Below are 17,739 nucleotides of genomic sequence, written 5' to 3'. Positions count from 1 at the left end.
GCCCTTTCGTACGTCTCAGGTGGGCATGACCATCCGGAGCAGTGATGGAGCCAGGAGCAGCCCCATGAAGACCACCCCGAGCAGTGAGCCGGGGATGGACATGCGTTCACCGACGGCGTTGGCCTCGGTGATCTCGTCGTTGAGCATGGCGGTGCGCATCGCAGCTGAGCGGGCGCGCAGGGTCGAGTAGACCGCCGCGCCCTCTTCACCGGAGAGGCGCATGATGTCAGCGAAGTCATCGAGCTCGGGAAGGCCGAGCTCCTCCGACAATGCATGGAGCGCTTCCCAGGGTGGTAGGCCGGACCAGCGTGAGCGGGTGAGCTCCTCGGTCAGCCGGGTGAATACCCACGAGTCGCCGATCTCGGCAGCGGCCTCCATGGCCTGGCGTACACCGGAACCGTTGTTGCGCTCGAGCGCGACCAGCTCGGTATAGGCCCCCAGCGCCCGGGTGAACTCCAGCCGGGCTGCACGGGCATCGTCGATCGCGTTGTAGTTCGGGATGAAGAACATCACCACGGCAAGAGCAATCGAACCGATGGCCGGGAGTGCGACAGGGAGCCCGAGGCCGATGAGTGAGAGGAAGACCGCGAACAGGGGCGCGATGACCAGCCCGAGTGCCGCGAAGATGATCTTCTCGCCGTAGAACCGAGCCAGCGAGATCCGTAGGAGCGCGAGCTCGCGCGTTGGCGTACGCACCCAGATCGCCGGCGGGAGAGCGCGGATCGCCCAGGTGCCGAGCCGCTCCGTCCGGTTCGCCGGAGCCGCAACCGCCCTGGTCGGTGCCGCCTTGGCAGCGAGCCGGTCAAGCGCGTCGACCGGATCGGGATGCGCCGGCAGTACGCGGGCCAGCAGCAGCACGATGCCGAGCCCGATCAGCGCGCCGGAGGCCATCATGATCTGCAGACCGGTCATGACAGCTCAGCTTTCGTGAGCTCGCGGCGGTTGCCGAGGATTCGGGGCGGTGCCTTGCCCTCAGCCATCCGGCGCATCCACACCAGCAGCGCGGCGTAGGCAGCGAGCAGGATGGTCAGGATGATTTGGCCGAGCGGGGTGGAGTACGGCTCGACGTAGCCGCCGGAGAGCGCCAGGACCAGCAGCACGGTGGCACTGATGATCGTCACCCACCGCGCGGTCGCGCGCGGCTTGGCACGGTCGGCCTCGACCTGACGCCGAGCGCGTACGTCGGCAGCGACCGACTCGGCCAGCGAGTCGAGCACGGCCGAGAGACCAGCCCCACGGCGACGGGAGCCCAGGATGAGGTTCGCCGCGACCAGGTCACCGGTGGCGTCGTCGAGCTCATCGGCGAAGGCCCGGAGCGCATCCTCAGTACGCCACCGGGCACGCAGGCGAGCTGCGAGGCGCCCGACCTCGCCAGCGATCGGTGCTGGGGTGGAGCGCAGCGTGGCGATGAGTGCCTGTTCCAGGCCGACCCCGACGGTGAGCACGCCCGAGAGGGACCGGGACCACTCCTCGAGCGCTTCGAGGCGGGCGATGCGTGCCTTGGCGGGCGAGGTGGCCAAGAGGTAGGGGAGTCCGATGACCGCCGCCGGACCGATGACGAGGGCCAGCAGCCAGCCGGTCACCAGCCAGCCGAGCACGCCGGCCATGAACCCGGCAGCGAGCAACAGGCGAGTCTGGCGGGAGAGGGACCGAATCCGGTTCAACGACCTCGACCGGGTCGGGACCCGCTCGGCAACCGGCACGCGGCGAAAACCGGCGATGAGCCCGATGACCCCGGCGACGATCAGTGCTCCGGAGATCGCTGGGATGAGCGGCGTCATGAGACACCGTCCGGGCGGTAGGGAGTCTGCGTCGCGAGGTACCCGGCATAGTCGAACCCATACGCGGCGAGGGCACGATACCTGTCCGGAAGGGTCGTAGGCGTCGCCATCCCGGTGGCGGAGTCTGTGGTGAAGACGGGGGTCGTGGCGTACCCGAGCTCATGCTCGCCGGGCTCGACCGCGACGATCTCTGCGACTCGGCGGGTGCGCTGCCACTCGCCGTCGGCAATCTGGGTGGTGTGCAGTTCCAGGTGGACGATCAGGCGCAGGGTTGCGGCGAGCTTGGCGGTGGCCAGCGTGTGAGTGACGTGAGGCCCGGCCTCCATGGCGCAGGTGACCAGCTTGCGCAGGGCCGCGACGCCATCGGAGGCGTGAGTGGTCGAGATCGAGCCGGGGCCGGACTCCATCGCTTTGATCATCGGCCAGACCTCCTTGCCTCGGACCTCGCCGACGATCTGGCGCGACAGGTTGAACCGGAAGGAGTCATACAGCGCCTCGTCCAGGGTGAACTCACCAGCCTGGCGTCCGTCGGGGCCGTACTCGCCCGAGCCCGGTCGGGCCTCCCACGGGTAGACGATCGGGTGCTGGGTCTTGAGCTTGTGCAGGTACAGCTCGTACTCGGTCTCGAAGGTGCCGAGCACCTCGCGTGGCGGGATCTCGTTGCACAGCGCACGGACGAGGGTTGTCTTGCCAGCTCCCTGCACCCCTGAGACGACGATCGACTCCCGGGCTCTGACGGCGGCGCGGAGGAACGAGGCCGCGACAGGGGTGAGCATCTGCATGTCCACCAAGTCATCGAGGGTGACATTGACCATGCGGTGCAGGCGGATAACCATGGAGGGTCGAGGCATCCGCCAGGCCACGGCGGCGAGGCGGGCGTACTCACCCAAGGTCAGATGCAACGTCGGTCGCGCCGGCGAGAACGGCCGCGAGGACCCTTCGCCTCGAGAGGAGAGGAACACGAGGAACTCGATCAGCTCCTCATCCGAATCCGCCACTGGTGGTCCGGCGAGGAGGGTCCCGTCGACGAGCTCGAGGAAGACCTCGTCACACCCGGTGATCAGGATGTTCTCGACATCCTCACGCTCTACCAACGGTTGCAGCCTGCCGAGTCGAAAGAGCGAGTCAAGCACCGCCTTGAAGACCGCGCGTTGCTTCGCCGCGGTCCAGGTCGGCGCGCCGACGTCCATGTCGTCCGCCATCGCGGCCTCGATCAGGTCCAGCACGATCGCCTTGGCCAGCTCCTCCTGCGACTCCTTGTCCAGGCGTACGCCGTCAGCGGCCACCGCCTGGCTCAGCTGCTCCGAAGCCTGAGCGCGGAGCGCAGCGACCAGCGACCAGTCAACCTCGACAGAACCGATACCAGTCTCGGAGGAAGCGAGCGGCCCGGACCCCACCCGGTGACCGTTCCGCTGTGCCGTTGATGTTGGCATGGTTCGTTGCGGCGCGAACAGCGGCAACCGACTCGGATCCGGCGGCTCGATGTTGCTCGTCCGCGGGCGGTGGTCGTTCATCGAGCCACCTCCTCGATCAGCTGATTGCGGGCGCGGGAGACGGCTGCCTGGACGACCTCTGTCAGTGCGATCAGAGAGCGGACGTACGTCCCGTTCTCGAACCGGGCTGGTGCATGGGCACCGCGGTAGTAGACCGCAGCGGCCTCCGGCTCGTCCGGCAGTACTCCGATCACCGGTAGGCCGATCACCCTGGCGACGTCGGCCGCCTTATAGGGCTGGCCCTCACCGATCAGGAGCGCGCCAGGGTTCCGCCATCCGGAGTCTTGGCGGCGTACCGTCGCCGACCACGTACGCGCCGCGGCCAGGGCCGGAAGCGGCGAGCGCGTCACCATCAAGGTCAGGTCCGCGGCATCGAGCAGCGGTTCCGGGTAACCGGGAAGCCCGAGCCGGCCGCCGTCCACGATCACATCCTGGCCCGTCGACTCCAAGTCAGCCAGCGCCTCGGCGAGCGGAGCCCAGAGATCTCGAAGGCCAGTTGCCTGTGCGTGATCGCGGATGCCAGCGACGATCGAGACCGAGGTGCCCTCCAGTCTCTGCGCCACCGTTGGTAGAGCGTCAGCGACACCGAGGGGACTCAGCGCCAGGTCGATCAAGGACAGCTCGGGTGCCCACGTACCGCGGAAGAATCCCGACAACACCCCGGCGGTTCCGGTCGGATCCGCGTCGACGAGTAGGACCGGGCGTGGCCAGGCCAACGCGAGCCCGAGACTCGTGGTCGTGACTCCAGGTGATCCGCCTGCCGATGCGAGTGCGATGACCGCCATCACTCGACCCCGGAGTCGAGCACGAGCGCCACGTTGCCGCTCGCAGCACGTGCTGCCAGCAGCGTCGCTTCGGCATGCGGCACCATCACGCTGACCACCAGCGTCCCATCCTCGCCGCGGTGGGACTCGACGACTTCCGCCTCGGAGAACTGCGGCGTACCGCTCGGCACCTCCTCGCCGACGGCCGGAGCGACCACGACCCGGACGAGATCCCCACTGCGAAGCGCCACCCCCGGCTCCTGCGCCGGAGTCAGCGCCACCCCGACCACCGACTTCCCCTCGCCGGGCACCGGGTCATCCGTCGCAGCCTCAGCAGTGATCAGACCCCCGGACAAGATGTCGTACGCCGCTCGCTTGCCCACCACGTCATCCAGAGCGTTCGCCGGAAGGGGAGCAAGAGCTGGGTCGGTGGTGATCCGCACCCGCTCGAGGTCGTCGTGCGTGATCAGCGCACCGCGAGGAATCGTCGTACGGGCCGCCAGCACCTCGACCGTGTCCGTGGTCGCCGCCCAGACCCACGTGCCTCCGAACGCGCCAAGCGCGATCGCGGCTGCGGCGGCGACCGATAGCCACGGCCGGCGGCGCAGTTTTGGCGGCGGCAACGCCTTCGGGCCCTCGGACGGCGTGGCTCGGTCGCTGCGTACTGTGGTGCTGGTCATCGGTGGTCCCTCTCCTGCTCACGGGCCTCAGCTCACGAGCACCTGCGCTTCCCCAACCGTGATGTCGACCGAACGGGCCAGGCCGCCCAGCCGGATCGTTCCGGTCTGTCCCGCGCCGGCCCAGGTGATCACCCAGTCCGAGGTCGCCGTCACGGTGTACTTCTCGCCGCGCTGATGCGCGCTCGACTTCTCATAGACGTGGCCACAGTTCGGCGACTTCCGCTTGCCGAACCTCGGCTCGTACGGCGTCCCCGCGCTCCGGCACACGACCTGCGTGCCATCTCCCATGTCCCAGGTGATCTCGTGCACCCGCGCCGTTGCGGACACCGTGATCCCACCGGCCGACGCTGACGCCGTCGCCGGACCGAACGTGGACGGACCCGGGTCGTTCACCCATAGCCACACCGGCATCCCGACCAGCCCGACGCGGTCATCGCCGGCCTCCGGGGTGATCCCGATGTCGATGGCTCGAAGGTTCATCTTCTCGATCGCCATCAGCGCGACCTCACGTGGCGATGGTCCGGCCTCCGCAGCCTCTGGGGGTGTCTGGGACCAGAAGGTCACCAGCAGAGACGTCTGCGGCTGGTAGCAGTTGTAGACCGCGCCGTCATCGGGTTCGTGTCCCTCCCAAGCAGGGTCACCCGGTGGGGGAGGAGGGTCGTACGCCTCCACGTAACAGTTGCGGTCATTGCTCCAGGTGCCATAGGGCGATGTGCACGGCACCGGACCAGCCGGTGGTCCGGCAACTCCTTGCTTGGCCGGGTCCCAGTAGCAACTGTTCCCCGAGCCGGAGTCCTTCGGTCCACTGGTCGACCCAGCCGGCTTCCCCTCACCACCCGATCCGCCAGCGCCGCCACCAGGCGATCCGGTCTCAACCCAGAGGATGCACTCGCCGGTCGACTTGTTGGTCTGCTGACATCGAGTGTCGGCCGACGCCGTGCCGGTGCCGAGAAGAGTTGCGCCCGCCGCGAGGAGGACGATGATGAATGCGCGTGTCAGGAAGCCTTGCATGACGGTTGCTCGAGGTCTTGGCCGTTGGCGATGCGCCAGCCGCCGCTCGGATTCTTGGACCAGTGGTAGTTGGCCACGGTGAAACGGGTCCAGCCGTCATCCGGCCGATCCGGACTCACCACCGACTTCCCGTTCTTGTCGACCACATCAACGTCGGCGACATCCCAGCAGGCATCCACCGTTACCGTCGGTACCTTCCCGGCTTTCGGGTCGGAGTTGTCCAGGCTCACCGACTGCACCTTCATCTCAGCGACGTCGGTACTGCCGGTCTGATGCTGGCCAGCCTTCCGGAGCTGCTCGATCGACAGCTTCTGGGCATTGAGCTGGACGCCGATCGCAACGTTCGTCAGTCCTTCAAGATCCTTGTCAGGATCCTGCTGAAGCTCATCGACCGTCTTGAAGAATGCCCGCACAGCGTCTTCCGCATCGGCCGAGGCGCGATCCTCCTGAGACTCCGGCGCCGTCGAAATCGGCTCCTTCGACGACGGATCCGGCTTGCTCGTCGGACCCGTCCCGTCCGGTGATTGGGCGCAAGAAGTAGCGACGGCGAACAGTAGAACTGCTGTCGTGACGCTGAAGGTTCTTGCCGCGATCCTCATGGTGGGGTACCTGCTTCCTCCGGCTGGAGGACGCAGAATGCGTCGCGCTGGTGCCCAGCGGCGACGCAGTCTGGTCCTCAGTCTTCACTGACCTTTACCCAAATTGCAACGCTAATCTTTGTTTGCAGCTGTTCGCGGACACTCGCCGAGCTCGCTCATCAGATGCCCTCTCTGGCCCAGCCCGCATCGCTCCAAGGTGCTCCGACCTTCCCAGGTCCCCCCTGCGCCCTTCACGGCAGCACACGATTGGCAGATCGAGGACACCTCAGTGGTGAGTGGGATGCTGACACGCATCCCGGAGCCAGAGGAGGGGCGCCGTGGTGGTGTCGATGCGGGTGATGCACGCGGGCGACGGCTACAAGTATCTCCTGAAGACTGTGGCGGCCGGCGACGGCAACCGAGCGCTGGCCACGCCACTGACCCGCTACTACGCCGAAGCGGGCACCCCGCCGGGACGGTGGATGGGATCTGGGCTACCGGGCGTCGGCGGAGGCAGGATCAGGCAGGCTGCCCAGGTGACCGAGGCGCAGCTCGCGCTTCTGATCGGCGCTGGTCGTGACCCGGTGACCGGCGACCCGCTCGGCCGGGCGTACCCCGAATACACGCCGACCGAGGAGCGAATCGCTGACCGCGTACGCCACCTCGACTCCAACCTCAGCGACGACGATCGAGCGACGGAGACGGCGCGGATCGAGGCCGAGGAGGCAGCCCAGTCCGGACGGCGGGCGGTGGCGGCGTACGACTTCACCTTCAGCGTCCCCAAGTCGGTCTCAGTGCTGTGGGGCGTGGCCGATGCGAACACCCAGGAACTGCTCCTGGCGGCGCACCACGCGGCGGTCGCCGACGTCATCGACTACATGGAGAGCGAGGTGGCCGCGACAAGGGCCGGGGTTGCCAATGCCGACGGTGCCGTCTCGCAGGTCGGCGTTGAGGGCATCATCGCGGTCGCCTTCGACCATTGGGACTCGCGCTCCGGCGACCCTCAGCTTCACACCCACGTGGTCGTCTCCAACAAGGTCAAAGCAGTGCTGGACGGCCGCTGGCGAAGCCTCGACAGCCGGCCGATGCACGCCGCGGTCACCGCCGTCTCCGCGCACTACAACGCCGTGCTCGCCGATCGGATCACCGGAACCTTCGGACTCGCTTGGGAGCAGCGGGGGCGGGACGCTGACCGCAACCCACAGTGGGAGATCGCCGGCGTCGACGAGACGCTGATCAAGGAGTTCTCCAACCGGTCCCGCGCCATCGAGGTGGAGAAGAACCGGATGATCGACGAGTACGTCGCACAGCATGGCCGCCGCCCCAGCAACGCCACGATCGTTGCCCTCCGCGCCCGAGCGACCCTTGCCACCCGCCCCAAGAAGCAACTGCGGTCTTTGCTCGACCTGTCCGCCGAGTGGCGCCTCCGCGCAGGACAGGTCCTTCGTAGCGACTCGATGTCCTGGGCGCGCGGCTTGACGCGGCCTTGCCGCCCGGCGATCGTGAGGGCCGAGCAGATTCCGGCTGAGCTCATCGAAGAGATCGGCCGCAGTGTCGTGGCCGAGGTCGAACGGAAGCGGTCGACCTGGCGCCACTGGAACCTCTGGGCAGAAGCCTCCCGACAGACCATGCACTGGCGCTTTCCCAACGCCGCCGAACGCGAAGCCGTCGTCAGCAAGATCGTCAAGGCGGCCGAGGGCCACTCGGTCGCGCTGACTCCGCCCGAACTGAGCTCGAGCCCGCCTGAGTTCCGGAGGGAAGACGGCACGTCGGTGTTCCGGCCGCGCCACGCCACCAACTACTCATCAACCGCAGTGATGGCGGCCGAGGATCGGCTCCTGGAACGCGCCGAATCCCGCACAGCCCCGAGGCTGAGCCCGGCAACGATCGCCCGGGCCGTACGCCGCACTCATCAGGGCCGCCGCCTCACCCGCAACCAAGCTGACGCTCTCGAATCCATCGCCACCTCCGGCAGACTGGTTGACGTCCTTGTCGGTCCAGCCGGCGCCGGGAAGACCACCGCCATGCACGCCCTCCTCACCGCTTGGCGGCGCGAGCACGGCCGAGGCAGCGTCGTCGGCCTCGCCCCCTCCGCAGCCGCAGCCGACGTACTCGCCGGAGACCTCGGAATCCGCTGCGAGAACACCGCGAAATGGCTCTACGAGCACGCCGCCGACAACGTGCGCCTCCATCGAGGCCAGCTCGTCATCATCGACGAAGCCACCCTGGCCGACACCACCACCCTCGACCAGATCACCAACCTTGCCGCCATCGCCGGCGCGAAGGTCCTGCTGGTGGGCGATTGGGCACAACTCCCGCCCGTCGATGCCGGCGGCGCCTTCACCCTTCTCGCCGCCGCCAGAACAGACGTCCCCGAACTCGCCGAGGTCCACCGCTTCCGCAACGAGTGGGAACGCGAGACGAGCCTCGCCCTCCGTGCCGGTCGCCTCGAGGCCATCACCGCTTACGCCCGACACGACCGCCTCCGCGATGGCACCACCGACGAAATGCTCGAAGCCGCCTACACCGCCTGGCGGAACGACCAAGCCGACGGGCAAGCCAGCGTCCTCGTCACCGAAACCACCGAAACCGTCCACGCTCTCAACGCCCGGGCAAGAGCCGAACGCATCCTCACCGGCCAGACCCAATCCTCCCGCGAAGTCACTCTTGCCAGCGGCGAACCCGCCTCAGTCGGCGACATTGTGATCACCCGCCGCAACGACCGCCGCCTCCGCTCGCTGTGCGGCGTCTGGGTCCGCAACGGGGATCGCTGGCGCATCGACGACGTCGGCAAAGACGGCACCCTCGTCATCTCTCGCCAGACCGGTCATGCCGCGACACTCGTGCTCCCGGCCGACTACGTAGCCGAGCACGTCGACCTCGGGTACGCAATCACCGCCCACCGAGCCCAAGGCATCACTGTAGACACCGCCCACGTCCTCGCTTCCTCCAGAACGACGAAAGAGAACCTGTATGTCTCCATGACTCGTGGCCGGGAGGCCAACACCGCCTACGTCGCCCTCGACCAGCCCGACGACGTCCACGTCGGCCATCCCGACGACGGCGAGACGAACGCCCGCACCGTCCTCTGCGGCGTGATCCAACACTCCAGCGCCGAACTCTCCGCCCACCAGACCATCACCGCAGAACACGACACCTGGAGCTCCATCGCCCAGCTCGCAGCCGAGTACGACACCATCGCAGCCGTCGCCCAACGCGACCGCTGGATCGACCTCATCCGCCGCTCGGGTCTAACTGAAGCGCAGGCCGACGAGGTCATCGTCGGTGACGCCTTCGGGCCTCTGACGGGGTCCCTGCGGCGCGCCGAGGCGTCGGGTCACGCGATCGACCGGCTATTCCCACGGCTCGTCGCACAGCGCGACCTCGGCGACGCGGATGACATCGCCGCCGTACTCCAGCACCGACTCCGTCTCGCGACGACCACGAAGCCAGCCCGCAACGGCGCGGCCACGTCATCCCAGCGCTTCATCGCCGGCATGATCCCCGAAGCAGTTGGCGCCATGCCGTTGGTAGCGCGGCATGCACTCGACGAGCGCAAGAGCCTCATCGAATCACGAGCCACCGTACTCGCTGAGGCCGCAGCAATCGAGCGCCCTGTTTGGGCACGGCGCCTCGGAGTACCGCCGACGTCACCGACAGCCCGCCGCGAGTGGACCCGCTCAGTTGCGACGATCGCCGCGTACCGCGACCGCTATGAAATCACTAGCAACATCCCACTCGGTCCAGGTGTCCGAAGCGAAGCGGAGCGATCCGATCGTCGCCGTGCCATCACCGCACAGCGTCGGGCCGCAACACTCTCAGCGACCGCGTCGATAGAGCGAGCACAGACCGCCGAGTTGCCGCATCCGGTCCTCAGATAGTCGCCTCAGCGAACGCTTATCCACAGGCCAGTACGTCAACCAGCGACCACCCGGATCGTGGACCGCAACGCCTGTTTCCGAACGGAGGCCGACCCATGCTCACGATTCTCTTCTTGCTCATCTGGCGCACCGTCGCCACCATCCACGGGTACGTCAAGGCGTACGCCCCGTCCAACATCGCCATCGCCTACCTCAGCAGTCCGCGGCGCCTCAAGTGGGCGATTCCTGTGGGGTTCGTTGCAGTCCCTGCGTACCTCTGGGCCGCCAAGCTGACGACAATGCTCGCTGAGGAGGGTGCCTCGCAGTGGACGCTTGTGCTGGCCCTCGTCTGCTTCGTTGACGCATGCAAATTCGGCGCACTGGCCATCTTCGCCCCGATTCGCGGCCTCCGTACGGTGCTGGCGCGTGCGTAGTCCGAGATCACCGCAGGGGCATCGCCTGGTCTGAGTTCATCGGTCCTTCAGCGGTCCACGGCTCGTGCCAGGCGCTTCGGCGGTACCGTCTCCACGCGGGTAAAGGTGCATGGGTGGTCACGGCGCCAGTCGAGCCAGGAAAGGTGTACGGCGCCCAGATTGTCGTCCGGGCGGTCTCGACGCTTGCGGGAGGCCAGGAGTGCCTGCATGCCCTCAAACGAGGGGATCCAGGCCGGTGATACACGAGTGACATCGCGTCGTCAGCTCTTCGGCGCCGCCCAAGAGCAGTCGGCCGACTGGCTCGGTACTCAGCGGTACGACGTCGACGCGGTCGTCGGCGCCACAGTCGACGCACCTGTATTGGTCGCGGATGAACACCTCGCGCTTCACCTGGGCAGGGATCACGATGTCTGGCGTGGGCGGATCGAAGAGGGTCGGCTCCTCCCGGATGCCGTTCAGGACTGAGATGACGAGCCACGTGGTCCGGCGATTGTTCATATTGCCGACGAGCAGTGATGACGACGGGGTGAGGTTCAGCGCGCTGGCGAGGTTGTCCCTGAAGTACGCAGGCCCGTGTTTGCGCTGGAGCTCGAACGCTCCCCAGTCGCGAAGCATGAGGTCGTGCGGGCCACCCTCGTCTCGGAACCGAAGACGCGGCATCAGTTCGAAGCGTCTCGGACCTTGGGCGTGTGCGTTCTCCTCGCCGGTGTCGAAAAGCGTCAATTGCTCGTCTTTGTCGGCATCCTCGTTCTTCCGGAAGTAGAGGTCGAAGTCATCTGGCTGGAGCACGGCTAGGCTGATCCGCTTGGAGTTCGCCTGCTGGATGCTGCCCTGAACGAAGGGCTGAAGAAGCGCGGCGCGCTTTCCGCGAGTGACTTCGCGCTGGACCTCTTCGAATCTTGTGTTGATCCAGTTGTGGCGACCGAGTTCGCGGTCGCCTCGGACTTGGAAGGACTCGTGACGGTTGTCGCGGGGATTCCGCTCCAGAGGGGTGCGGTACATCCGCCATCGGTTGGGGATCGACCGACGTGCGAGGGGGTAGATGCGGACCAACCGCTTCATCTCGGGACTGACTCCTGCAGAGCAGACGAACACGCGGCCATCCTTGCTCGGTTCCGGAACCGTGGTACCGAGCATGATGAAGTCGTCCAAGATCATGGTTACGGCTCCTCGGCACGAACCTTTAACACGTCTCCATGACAGGCATCTGGCGCACACCAGCAAGCGAGTGCCCGTCCGCGCAACTCGGTGATTCTGGAGAGCAGAGACGGTTTGTGGGGGAGATAGTGCTCGGCATAGTTGGAAACGACCGTTGCCCGGTCGCCGTCGTAGGGGAGCTCGAAGGGGTTGCCCCACTCGCTGCGCCGATCGATCGGCTCGAGGAGACCTTGGGCAAGCGCCCAAGAAACGAGATGGGCATGGTGTTCGCGGTAGCTGACGACGACGGTTCGCCCGCCTTGAAGATCATCACGCAGGCGAAGCTCATCGTCCGACCAGTCCTCAAAAGCGGACTTCTGTGCGTCGCGGGCGGCCTTCTCGGCCAGCTTCACGCGCTTGTAGACGCTTGTCACGTTGCCGGTCCGGTCGATCTCGGTGAGCGCTTCGCGTGCGGCCTCGCGAACGCGATCTGAAGGCGCGGCGTCTCCAGCCAGCTCCTTGACCTCGCCGATCTTCTCGAGCGTCCGGTGCCGTCCGGGATTGCCGGTGACGATCTCGGCGATGGACGCCTTCGCCTTGGTCGACGGAGCAGAGGATATGGGGTCTTCGCCACTCGCCTGGGATTCCAACGCGACCAGCGCGGCGTACAGCGAGTGCTCCTCGGTTGGCCGGAACGCCTGTCGGCAGGTGTTCTCGTCCCGTTCGGCGCGGAGGAGATCTGAGGCCTCGGACAGGTTGTCGACGATCTTCGCGTCGATCTCAAGCCAGCCGAGCGACTTCGCGGCGGCGAGCCGTCGCCCGCCAGCCACAAGTCTGAGGTTCGTCGTTACGACGATCGGCTGGAGCTGTCCGAGCTCCTTCATCGAGCGCGCGAGCCCGTCCAGGTCGCCCAGGTCGGTCCTGTGCCTGTCGACGACGGTGATGTCGTTGATCGCGACGGCGGTCATGGGGGATCTCCAACCACGTTGCAGTTCGTGCCATCCAAGGTAGCGGAGCGGCTGCTTGCGCGTGACGAATTCGCGAAGCTCGCCTTCGTGCCTGCTCGGCCGTATCGAGGCTGTCTCCCGAGCGTCGCCACCGCGACTGCACGAGTTCGGCCGGCGAGCAGCGGATCAGAAATTGGGAAGCGAGCATGGGAAGAGGCGCCGGCCACTGGATCAAGGTTGAGCCCAGAGGAAGCCCGCAATCTCGACAGCGCTGGGTGGCCCCGGCAATGCCGTGGAGGCGGACACTCGTAGGTGTCGGATACGCTGGAACGGACAGTTCAACAGCGGATCCGTGCCAGCCGATGTGCCCGAACGGTGCCCGAACAGGCTGAAATGAAGAGTGGCCCCGCCTGAGTTTCCCCAGGTCAGGGCCACCATTCACTGCGTGCGCGAGGGGGGACTTGAACCCCCACCCACTAATACGTGGACTAGCACCTCAAGCTAGCGCGTCTGCCTATTCCGCCACCCGCGCGCAACAGGAAGAACATTATCAGGACGCCGCTCCGGCACCGAATCGGGGTAGCCCTCCACACGGGGTGCTGCCTGGGAACGAGAGAAACCCGTGGTGAGCGCGGGATCCAGCTCTATGAGGTGGACCCAGGTGGATGCGTGGGGCACGCTGGAGGCGGCGGGGGAAACAAGCCCTCGAGACTGGTGGAGGTGGGTTTCATGCTCTCTCTGATGGTGATGATCGTGTTCCTCGCAATCGTCGTGTCGCTCGGGATCGGTGTCGTGCTGGCGGTGCGCCAGGGTCGCGGTGACAGTGCGACCGATCTCGACGGCGACGGGGTGCCCTATGACGGCGTCGGTGCGGTCGGGCGTACGAAGGCAGAGGAGGAGCGAGCTCAGGCTGGGAGCCTGGACTCGCTGGGAGACGCAGCTGGACCGAGTCCGAGCACGGCTGAGGTGGAGGCTGCTCGTCGGCTCGATGAGGAGTCGCGCCGGCGGCGCTGAGCTGCGCTCGACTCCAGTTCAGGATCAGGCCGGAAGCAGGGCGCGGGCCGGGTGGTTGCTGGTGACCATCCAGACGCGCTTGTCGTAGACGAAACGGCGCAGCCGGCCGGGGTTGTCGACGGTCCAGACGAGGACCTTGATGTCGCGGCGGTGGGCCCAGCGCAGCAGCCAGACGTCGGCGAGGCGCTGCTCGACGACGACGAGGTTGGAGCGGCAGCGGCGGATGCGGCCCTCGGGGAAGAACTCCGAGAGCTTCAGCCGGAGCAGCTTGAACGGGTGGTGGCGGAAGTCGACGCCACCGAGGGAGAGGCCGACCAGCGTCGAGGGGGAGCGGAGGTCGGCCCAGTCGCGCAGGACGCGTACGGACTCATCGACCATCGTGGTCACGATGAAGCTCTCGTTCATCACCTCGAGGGCGATCTCGGCGGCGTCGATCTCGTGCGGAAGCCCGAGGTGGTTCGGCGGCGAGGCGAACTTGAGGTCGATGTGGGCGTGCTTGCCGTGGGTGGCGAGCAGCTCGAGCGCCTCCCGGTAGCGCACCAGGCGGAACGGCGCGAGCCGCGCAAGCGCCGCGTACGTCCGGTCCTCGATCTTCACCCTGCGGCCGATGCGGTCACGGATGTGGCTGTCGTGGTGGAGGACGAGCTCGCCGTCGCGGGTGCGGTGCACGTCGAACTCGACGTAGTCGACCTCCATCCGCACGGCCTCCAGAAGCGACTCCCAGGAGTTGTCACGGTGCCCCGACTGACGCGCGGCGGCGCGGTGAGCGGAGAGGAGGGCACGCTTCTGCATGCGCCCATGGAAACTCATTTAACAGACCGTTCCGAATCCTCAGGTTGCGCATAGGTGGACGTCAGGGGGCAGTTTGTCGCACCCGGTCGATACGGTGGCGGTATGACCAGCGCCGAGACCGAGGTCGTCGACCTCTGCCGTGACCTGATCCGCATCGACACGAGCAACTACGGAAACGACCCGGGCCCGGGGGAGCGGAAGGCCGCCGAGTACGTCGCGGCACAGCTCGACGAGGTCGGCATCTCCTCCGAGATCTACGAGTCGGAGCACGGGCGGGCCTCGGTTGTCGCGCAGTGGGGCGGGGTCTCGACAGGCTCGACCACCGCTCGGCAGGACGGGCTGCTCCTGCACGGTCACCTCGACGTCGTCCCCGCTGCCGCGGAGGACTGGCGGATCGACCCGTTCTCCGGCGAGATCCAGGACGTCCCGGGAGAAGGGCTCAGCGTCTGGGGTCGAGGCGCTGTCGACATGAAGGACTTCGACGCGATGCTGCTCGCGGTCGTCCGTGAGCGCCAGCGCACCGGGCGGATCCCGGAGCGCCCGATCACGCTCGCCTTCACCGCCGACGAGGAGGCCGGCGGGATGAAGGGCGCCCACGTGCTTGTCGAGGACCACGCCGACCTGCTCGCCCACTGCACCGAGGCGGTCGGTGAGGTCGGTGGCTTCTCGACCACGGTGAAGGGACGCCGTCTCTATCTCATCGAGGCCGCCGAGAAGGGCATGGCCTGGATGAAGCTGACGGCCCGCGGCACCGCCGGGCACGGCTCGATGATCAACCGCGACAACCCGATCACCAGGCTCTCCGGCGCCATCGCCCGCATCGGCGCCCACGAGTGGCCGGTGCAGCTGACCCCGACGATGCAGACGCTGCTCGCCGCGGTCGGCGAGATCGCGGGGGAGGAGCCGACCCCCGAGAACGCCGAGCGGCTGGTGGAGGAGTTCGGTCCGGCTGCCCGGATGATCGGCGCCACCCTGCGCAACGTCACCAACCCGACCATGACCAGCGCCGGCTACAAGGTCAACGTCATCCCCACCGAGGCCACTGCCCACGTCGACGGTCGCTTCCTGCCCGGCTTCGAGGACGACTTCTTCGAGACGCTGCGCAAACTGTGCGGTGAGGGGATCGACATCGAGTTCGACCAGAACCAGATGCCCTGGGAGACCCCCTACGACGGCGCGCTCGTCGCCGCCATGGAGCGCTCGCTGATCGCCGAGGACCCCGACGCGCTGGTCGCCCCCTACCTCATGTCCGCCGGCACCGACGCCAAGCACTTCAAGCGGCTCGGGATGAGGACGTACGGCTTCGCGCCGCTGCGCCTGCCCGAGGAGCTCGACTTCACCGCGCTCTTCCACGGAGTGGACGAGCGGGTGCCTGTCGACGCGCTCAAGTTCGGCGCCCGGGTCATGGACCGTTTCCTCGATCAGGTGTGACCCCACAAAGCAGCCGAGTCGGCTCGTCCTAACGAGCCGACTCGACGGGGTTTTCGGTCAGGGGACGAGGGCGGTGAGTGTTTCCTTGCTCAGGGTGGCGACCTCGGCATGGCCGGTGCGGTGGGCCCAGGCGGCGACGGAGATGGCGTCGCGGACCTGGAGCCGGTGCCAGGCCTCGGGCTCGCGGGGGTCGGAGCCGTAGCCCTCGAGGAACGCCTTCTCGCAGGTGTCGTTGCGGACGAAGTCCTGCGCGGAGAGCCGGGAGAGGTCGTAGAGGGCAGGGCGGAAGCCGAAGCGGCCGGAGTCGATCACGCGCAGGGTGCCGCCATCGATGACCCAGCTGGTCGGCTGCCAGTCGCCGTGGGTGGGGACGAGCACCGTCGTCGGGGTCGGCCACGAGGTGATCTCGTCGCGGAGACGCTCGGTGAGGTCGGCCTCCAGGCCCGCCGTGTCCAGCGAGGCGAGAGCGCGCTCGTCGAGCTCCGGCTCGTAGTCCTCGTCCTCGACGCTGGCCTGGCCGTGGAACGTCGCGAGCAGCTCGCCCGCCTGGCGGTAGATCTCCGGGTCGTGGATGGCGGCCGAGGTGCTCGCCGGCTCGCCGTCGAGGTGGGTCATCACGATGATGCGCGCGTCGAGGTCGGCCTCGACGAGGCTCGGCGCGCGGCCGTCGTCGGTCCAGGGGGCCAGCCAGCTGCGGTGGGCGGCGAGCTCGCGGTCGAGGTGGCGTACGCCTTCTGCCATGGTCTTCACCAGGAAACGGTCGTCACCGGCCGAGAGCACGAGGGCGGTGGTGCCGGCGCGGTGCAGTGCGCTGCGGTCGGAGACCACCTCGGCTCCGGGGAGCCACTGGTCGAGGAGGTCGCGCTGGGCGGGGGTCAGGGTGTCGAGTGCCGAGATCACGGGCGGATCCTGCCAGCGCGGCGAAGCCTCACGACACCGTGTCGCGGGCTCATGTCCGAGTTGTTGTCGCCTTGTGGGCGACGCTTGGCTCAGATCGGCAGGACGATCTCGGCGTTGAAGGTCTCCACGACCGGTTCGCCCGCGAGGTTGGGTCCGATGCTGGTCAGGGTCGCGTTGCCGATCGGGCCGATCCGCATCCAGGTCGCCGGCGGGGCGTTGAGCACCTCGCGTACGAACCAGGCGACCACGAACGCATGCGTGACCAGCACGATCTCCTCGTCGTGGTGCTCGAACCAGAGCTTGTGCCAGGCGGCGGTCAGCTCGGTGCCGTCGAGATCGCGTTCGGCCTCCGGTACGTCCTCGAACCACTCCCAACGGTGGGTCGGGTAGTCGCCGCGACGCTCCGCCGACGGCACCGGCGTCCGGTCGGCGAGGAGGTCGGAGGCCACTGGTCCCGCGCCGAGGCTCTCGGTGAGGATGCGGGCCGTCTCGGAGGTACGTCGGCTCGGGCCGTGCAGGACCTGCCGAACCGGACGGAACGCGAGTCGGTTGGCGAGCGCCTGGACCTGGCGTCGGCCGAAGTCGGAGAGGCCGGGGTCGACAGTGTCCCCGCCGGCGGCTTCGCCGTGGCGTACGAGATGGATCACCCGCAGGACCCTAATATCTGAATGCGCGAGGGGCGCGGAGACGCGCTCAGACCGTCAGTCGCTGCCGGATGATCTTGCGCCGAAGCGTCACCCGGCGGGTGCCGTCGGCGGTGATCCGGACGCGGTCGAGCTCCCAGCCGCCGTGCTCGGCGCGCTCGACGAGGAGCTTGGTGACGATGTTGCGGGAGAACTCACGCGAGAAGATCACCTTGTCGTACTCCCACATCACTCCGGGGCGGGGCGGACGGCGTTCGGCTCGAGCCAAGGCAG

At 67.5% G+C, this 17,739-nt stretch carries 17 protein-coding genes and 1 tRNA gene; 4 read left to right on the top strand and 14 right to left on the bottom strand.

The window, feature by feature from the left end:
- Positions 1–15: 15 nt before the first annotated feature.
- The 7 genes from ABT304_RS25595 to ABT304_RS25565 form a co-directional block, all read right to left on the bottom strand.
- Positions 16–912 carry a type II secretion system F family protein gene (locus tag ABT304_RS25595; RefSeq protein WP_350719526.1) on the bottom strand — a complete coding sequence of 299 codons (897 nt, stop codon included), beginning with the start codon at positions 910–912 and terminating at the stop codon, positions 16–18.
- Positions 909–1,781, bottom strand: coding sequence for a type II secretion system F family protein (locus ABT304_RS25590; RefSeq protein WP_350719525.1), 873 nt, complete (start codon positions 1,779–1,781; stop codon positions 909–911). Before ABT304_RS25590 ends, ABT304_RS25595 begins: the two co-directional genes overlap by 4 nt.
- Positions 1,778–3,214 (bottom strand): TadA family conjugal transfer-associated ATPase, encoded by a 1,437-nt coding sequence (locus ABT304_RS25585; RefSeq protein ID WP_350719523.1) that lies wholly within the window; start codon positions 3,212–3,214, stop codon positions 1,778–1,780. The genes ABT304_RS25590 and ABT304_RS25585 overlap by 4 nt, the downstream gene beginning before the upstream one ends.
- Positions 3,215–3,291: 77 nt before the next feature.
- On the bottom strand, positions 3,292–3,837 hold the full coding sequence (locus tag ABT304_RS25580) for a hypothetical protein (protein WP_350719521.1): 546 nt from the start codon (positions 3,835–3,837) through the stop codon (positions 3,292–3,294).
- 221 nt (positions 3,838–4,058) lie between these two features.
- Positions 4,059–4,718, bottom strand: coding sequence for an SAF domain-containing protein (locus ABT304_RS25575; protein ID WP_141780769.1), 660 nt, complete (start codon positions 4,716–4,718; stop codon positions 4,059–4,061).
- A gap of 27 nt (positions 4,719–4,745) precedes the next feature.
- Entirely contained in the window at positions 4,746–5,213 is a 468-nt protein-coding gene (locus ABT304_RS25570; RefSeq protein ID WP_350719519.1) for a hypothetical protein, read from the bottom strand.
- A gap of 500 nt (positions 5,214–5,713) precedes the next feature.
- Positions 5,714–6,328, bottom strand: coding sequence for a hypothetical protein (locus tag ABT304_RS25565; RefSeq protein WP_350719517.1), 615 nt, complete (start codon positions 6,326–6,328; stop codon positions 5,714–5,716).
- Positions 6,329–6,645: 317 nt separating this feature from the next.
- Between ABT304_RS25565 and mobF the strand changes: the two genes are divergently transcribed.
- Together mobF and ABT304_RS25555 are read left to right on the top strand one after the other, a co-directional pair.
- Entirely contained in the window at positions 6,646–10,188 is a 3,543-nt protein-coding gene (gene mobF, locus ABT304_RS25560) for a MobF family relaxase (protein WP_350719516.1), read from the top strand.
- A gap of 95 nt (positions 10,189–10,283) precedes the next feature.
- Positions 10,284–10,601: a hypothetical protein gene (locus ABT304_RS25555; protein ID WP_350719514.1), complete on the top strand. Its 318-nt coding sequence runs from the start codon at positions 10,284–10,286 to the stop codon at positions 10,599–10,601.
- Positions 10,602–10,814: 213 nt separating this feature from the next.
- Here ABT304_RS25555 and ABT304_RS25550 read toward each other — a convergent pair whose 3' ends face one another.
- The 3 genes from ABT304_RS25550 to ABT304_RS25540 form a co-directional block, all read right to left on the bottom strand.
- Positions 10,815–11,759: an HNH endonuclease gene (locus tag ABT304_RS25550; protein WP_350719512.1), complete on the bottom strand. Its 945-nt coding sequence runs from the start codon at positions 11,757–11,759 to the stop codon at positions 10,815–10,817.
- A 2-nt stretch (positions 11,760–11,761) separates the two neighbouring features.
- The gene (locus ABT304_RS25545; RefSeq protein WP_350719510.1) at positions 11,762–12,706 is read right to left on the bottom strand and encodes a DUF4326 domain-containing protein; all 945 of its coding nucleotides are present in this window, start codon (positions 12,704–12,706) and stop codon (positions 11,762–11,764) included.
- A 425-nt stretch (positions 12,707–13,131) separates the two neighbouring features.
- Positions 13,132–13,217, bottom strand: a tRNA-Leu gene (locus tag ABT304_RS25540).
- A gap of 197 nt (positions 13,218–13,414) precedes the next feature.
- Here ABT304_RS25540 and ABT304_RS25535 point away from each other — a divergent pair.
- Positions 13,415–13,699 carry a hypothetical protein gene (locus tag ABT304_RS25535; protein WP_350719508.1) on the top strand — a complete coding sequence of 95 codons (285 nt, stop codon included), beginning with the start codon at positions 13,415–13,417 and terminating at the stop codon, positions 13,697–13,699.
- A gap of 24 nt (positions 13,700–13,723) precedes the next feature.
- On the opposite strand, the gene ABT304_RS25530 is transcribed toward ABT304_RS25535, so the two are convergent.
- Positions 13,724–14,491: a glycerophosphodiester phosphodiesterase gene (locus ABT304_RS25530; RefSeq protein ID WP_350719506.1), complete on the bottom strand. Its 768-nt coding sequence runs from the start codon at positions 14,489–14,491 to the stop codon at positions 13,724–13,726.
- Between the two features lie 102 nt (positions 14,492–14,593).
- Between ABT304_RS25530 and ABT304_RS25525 the strand changes: the two genes are divergently transcribed.
- Positions 14,594–15,922 (top strand): M20/M25/M40 family metallo-hydrolase, encoded by a 1,329-nt coding sequence (locus tag ABT304_RS25525; protein ID WP_350719504.1) that lies wholly within the window; start codon positions 14,594–14,596, stop codon positions 15,920–15,922.
- A 57-nt stretch (positions 15,923–15,979) separates the two neighbouring features.
- Here the strand turns inward: ABT304_RS25525 and ABT304_RS25520 are convergent, their stop codons facing one another.
- From ABT304_RS25520 to ABT304_RS25510, 3 genes are all read right to left on the bottom strand, one after another.
- Entirely contained in the window at positions 15,980–16,822 is an 843-nt protein-coding gene (locus ABT304_RS25520) for a phosphotransferase family protein (protein ID WP_350719502.1), read from the bottom strand.
- An 89-nt stretch (positions 16,823–16,911) separates the two neighbouring features.
- Positions 16,912–17,469 (bottom strand): histidine phosphatase family protein, encoded by a 558-nt coding sequence (locus ABT304_RS25515; RefSeq protein ID WP_350719500.1) that lies wholly within the window; start codon positions 17,467–17,469, stop codon positions 16,912–16,914.
- Between the two features lie 46 nt (positions 17,470–17,515).
- On the bottom strand, positions 17,516–17,695 hold the full coding sequence (locus tag ABT304_RS25510; protein WP_160028907.1) for a DUF5703 family protein: 180 nt from the start codon (positions 17,693–17,695) through the stop codon (positions 17,516–17,518).
- Positions 17,696–17,739: the final 44 nt, after the last annotated feature.

Source organism: Nocardioides sp. NPDC000445, from assembly GCF_040300245.1.
Taxonomy (GTDB): domain Bacteria; phylum Actinomycetota; class Actinomycetes; order Propionibacteriales; family Nocardioidaceae; genus Nocardioides.
The sequence above is the reverse complement of the archived record's forward strand: the minus strand, read 5'-3'. Positions and strand labels throughout refer to the sequence as shown.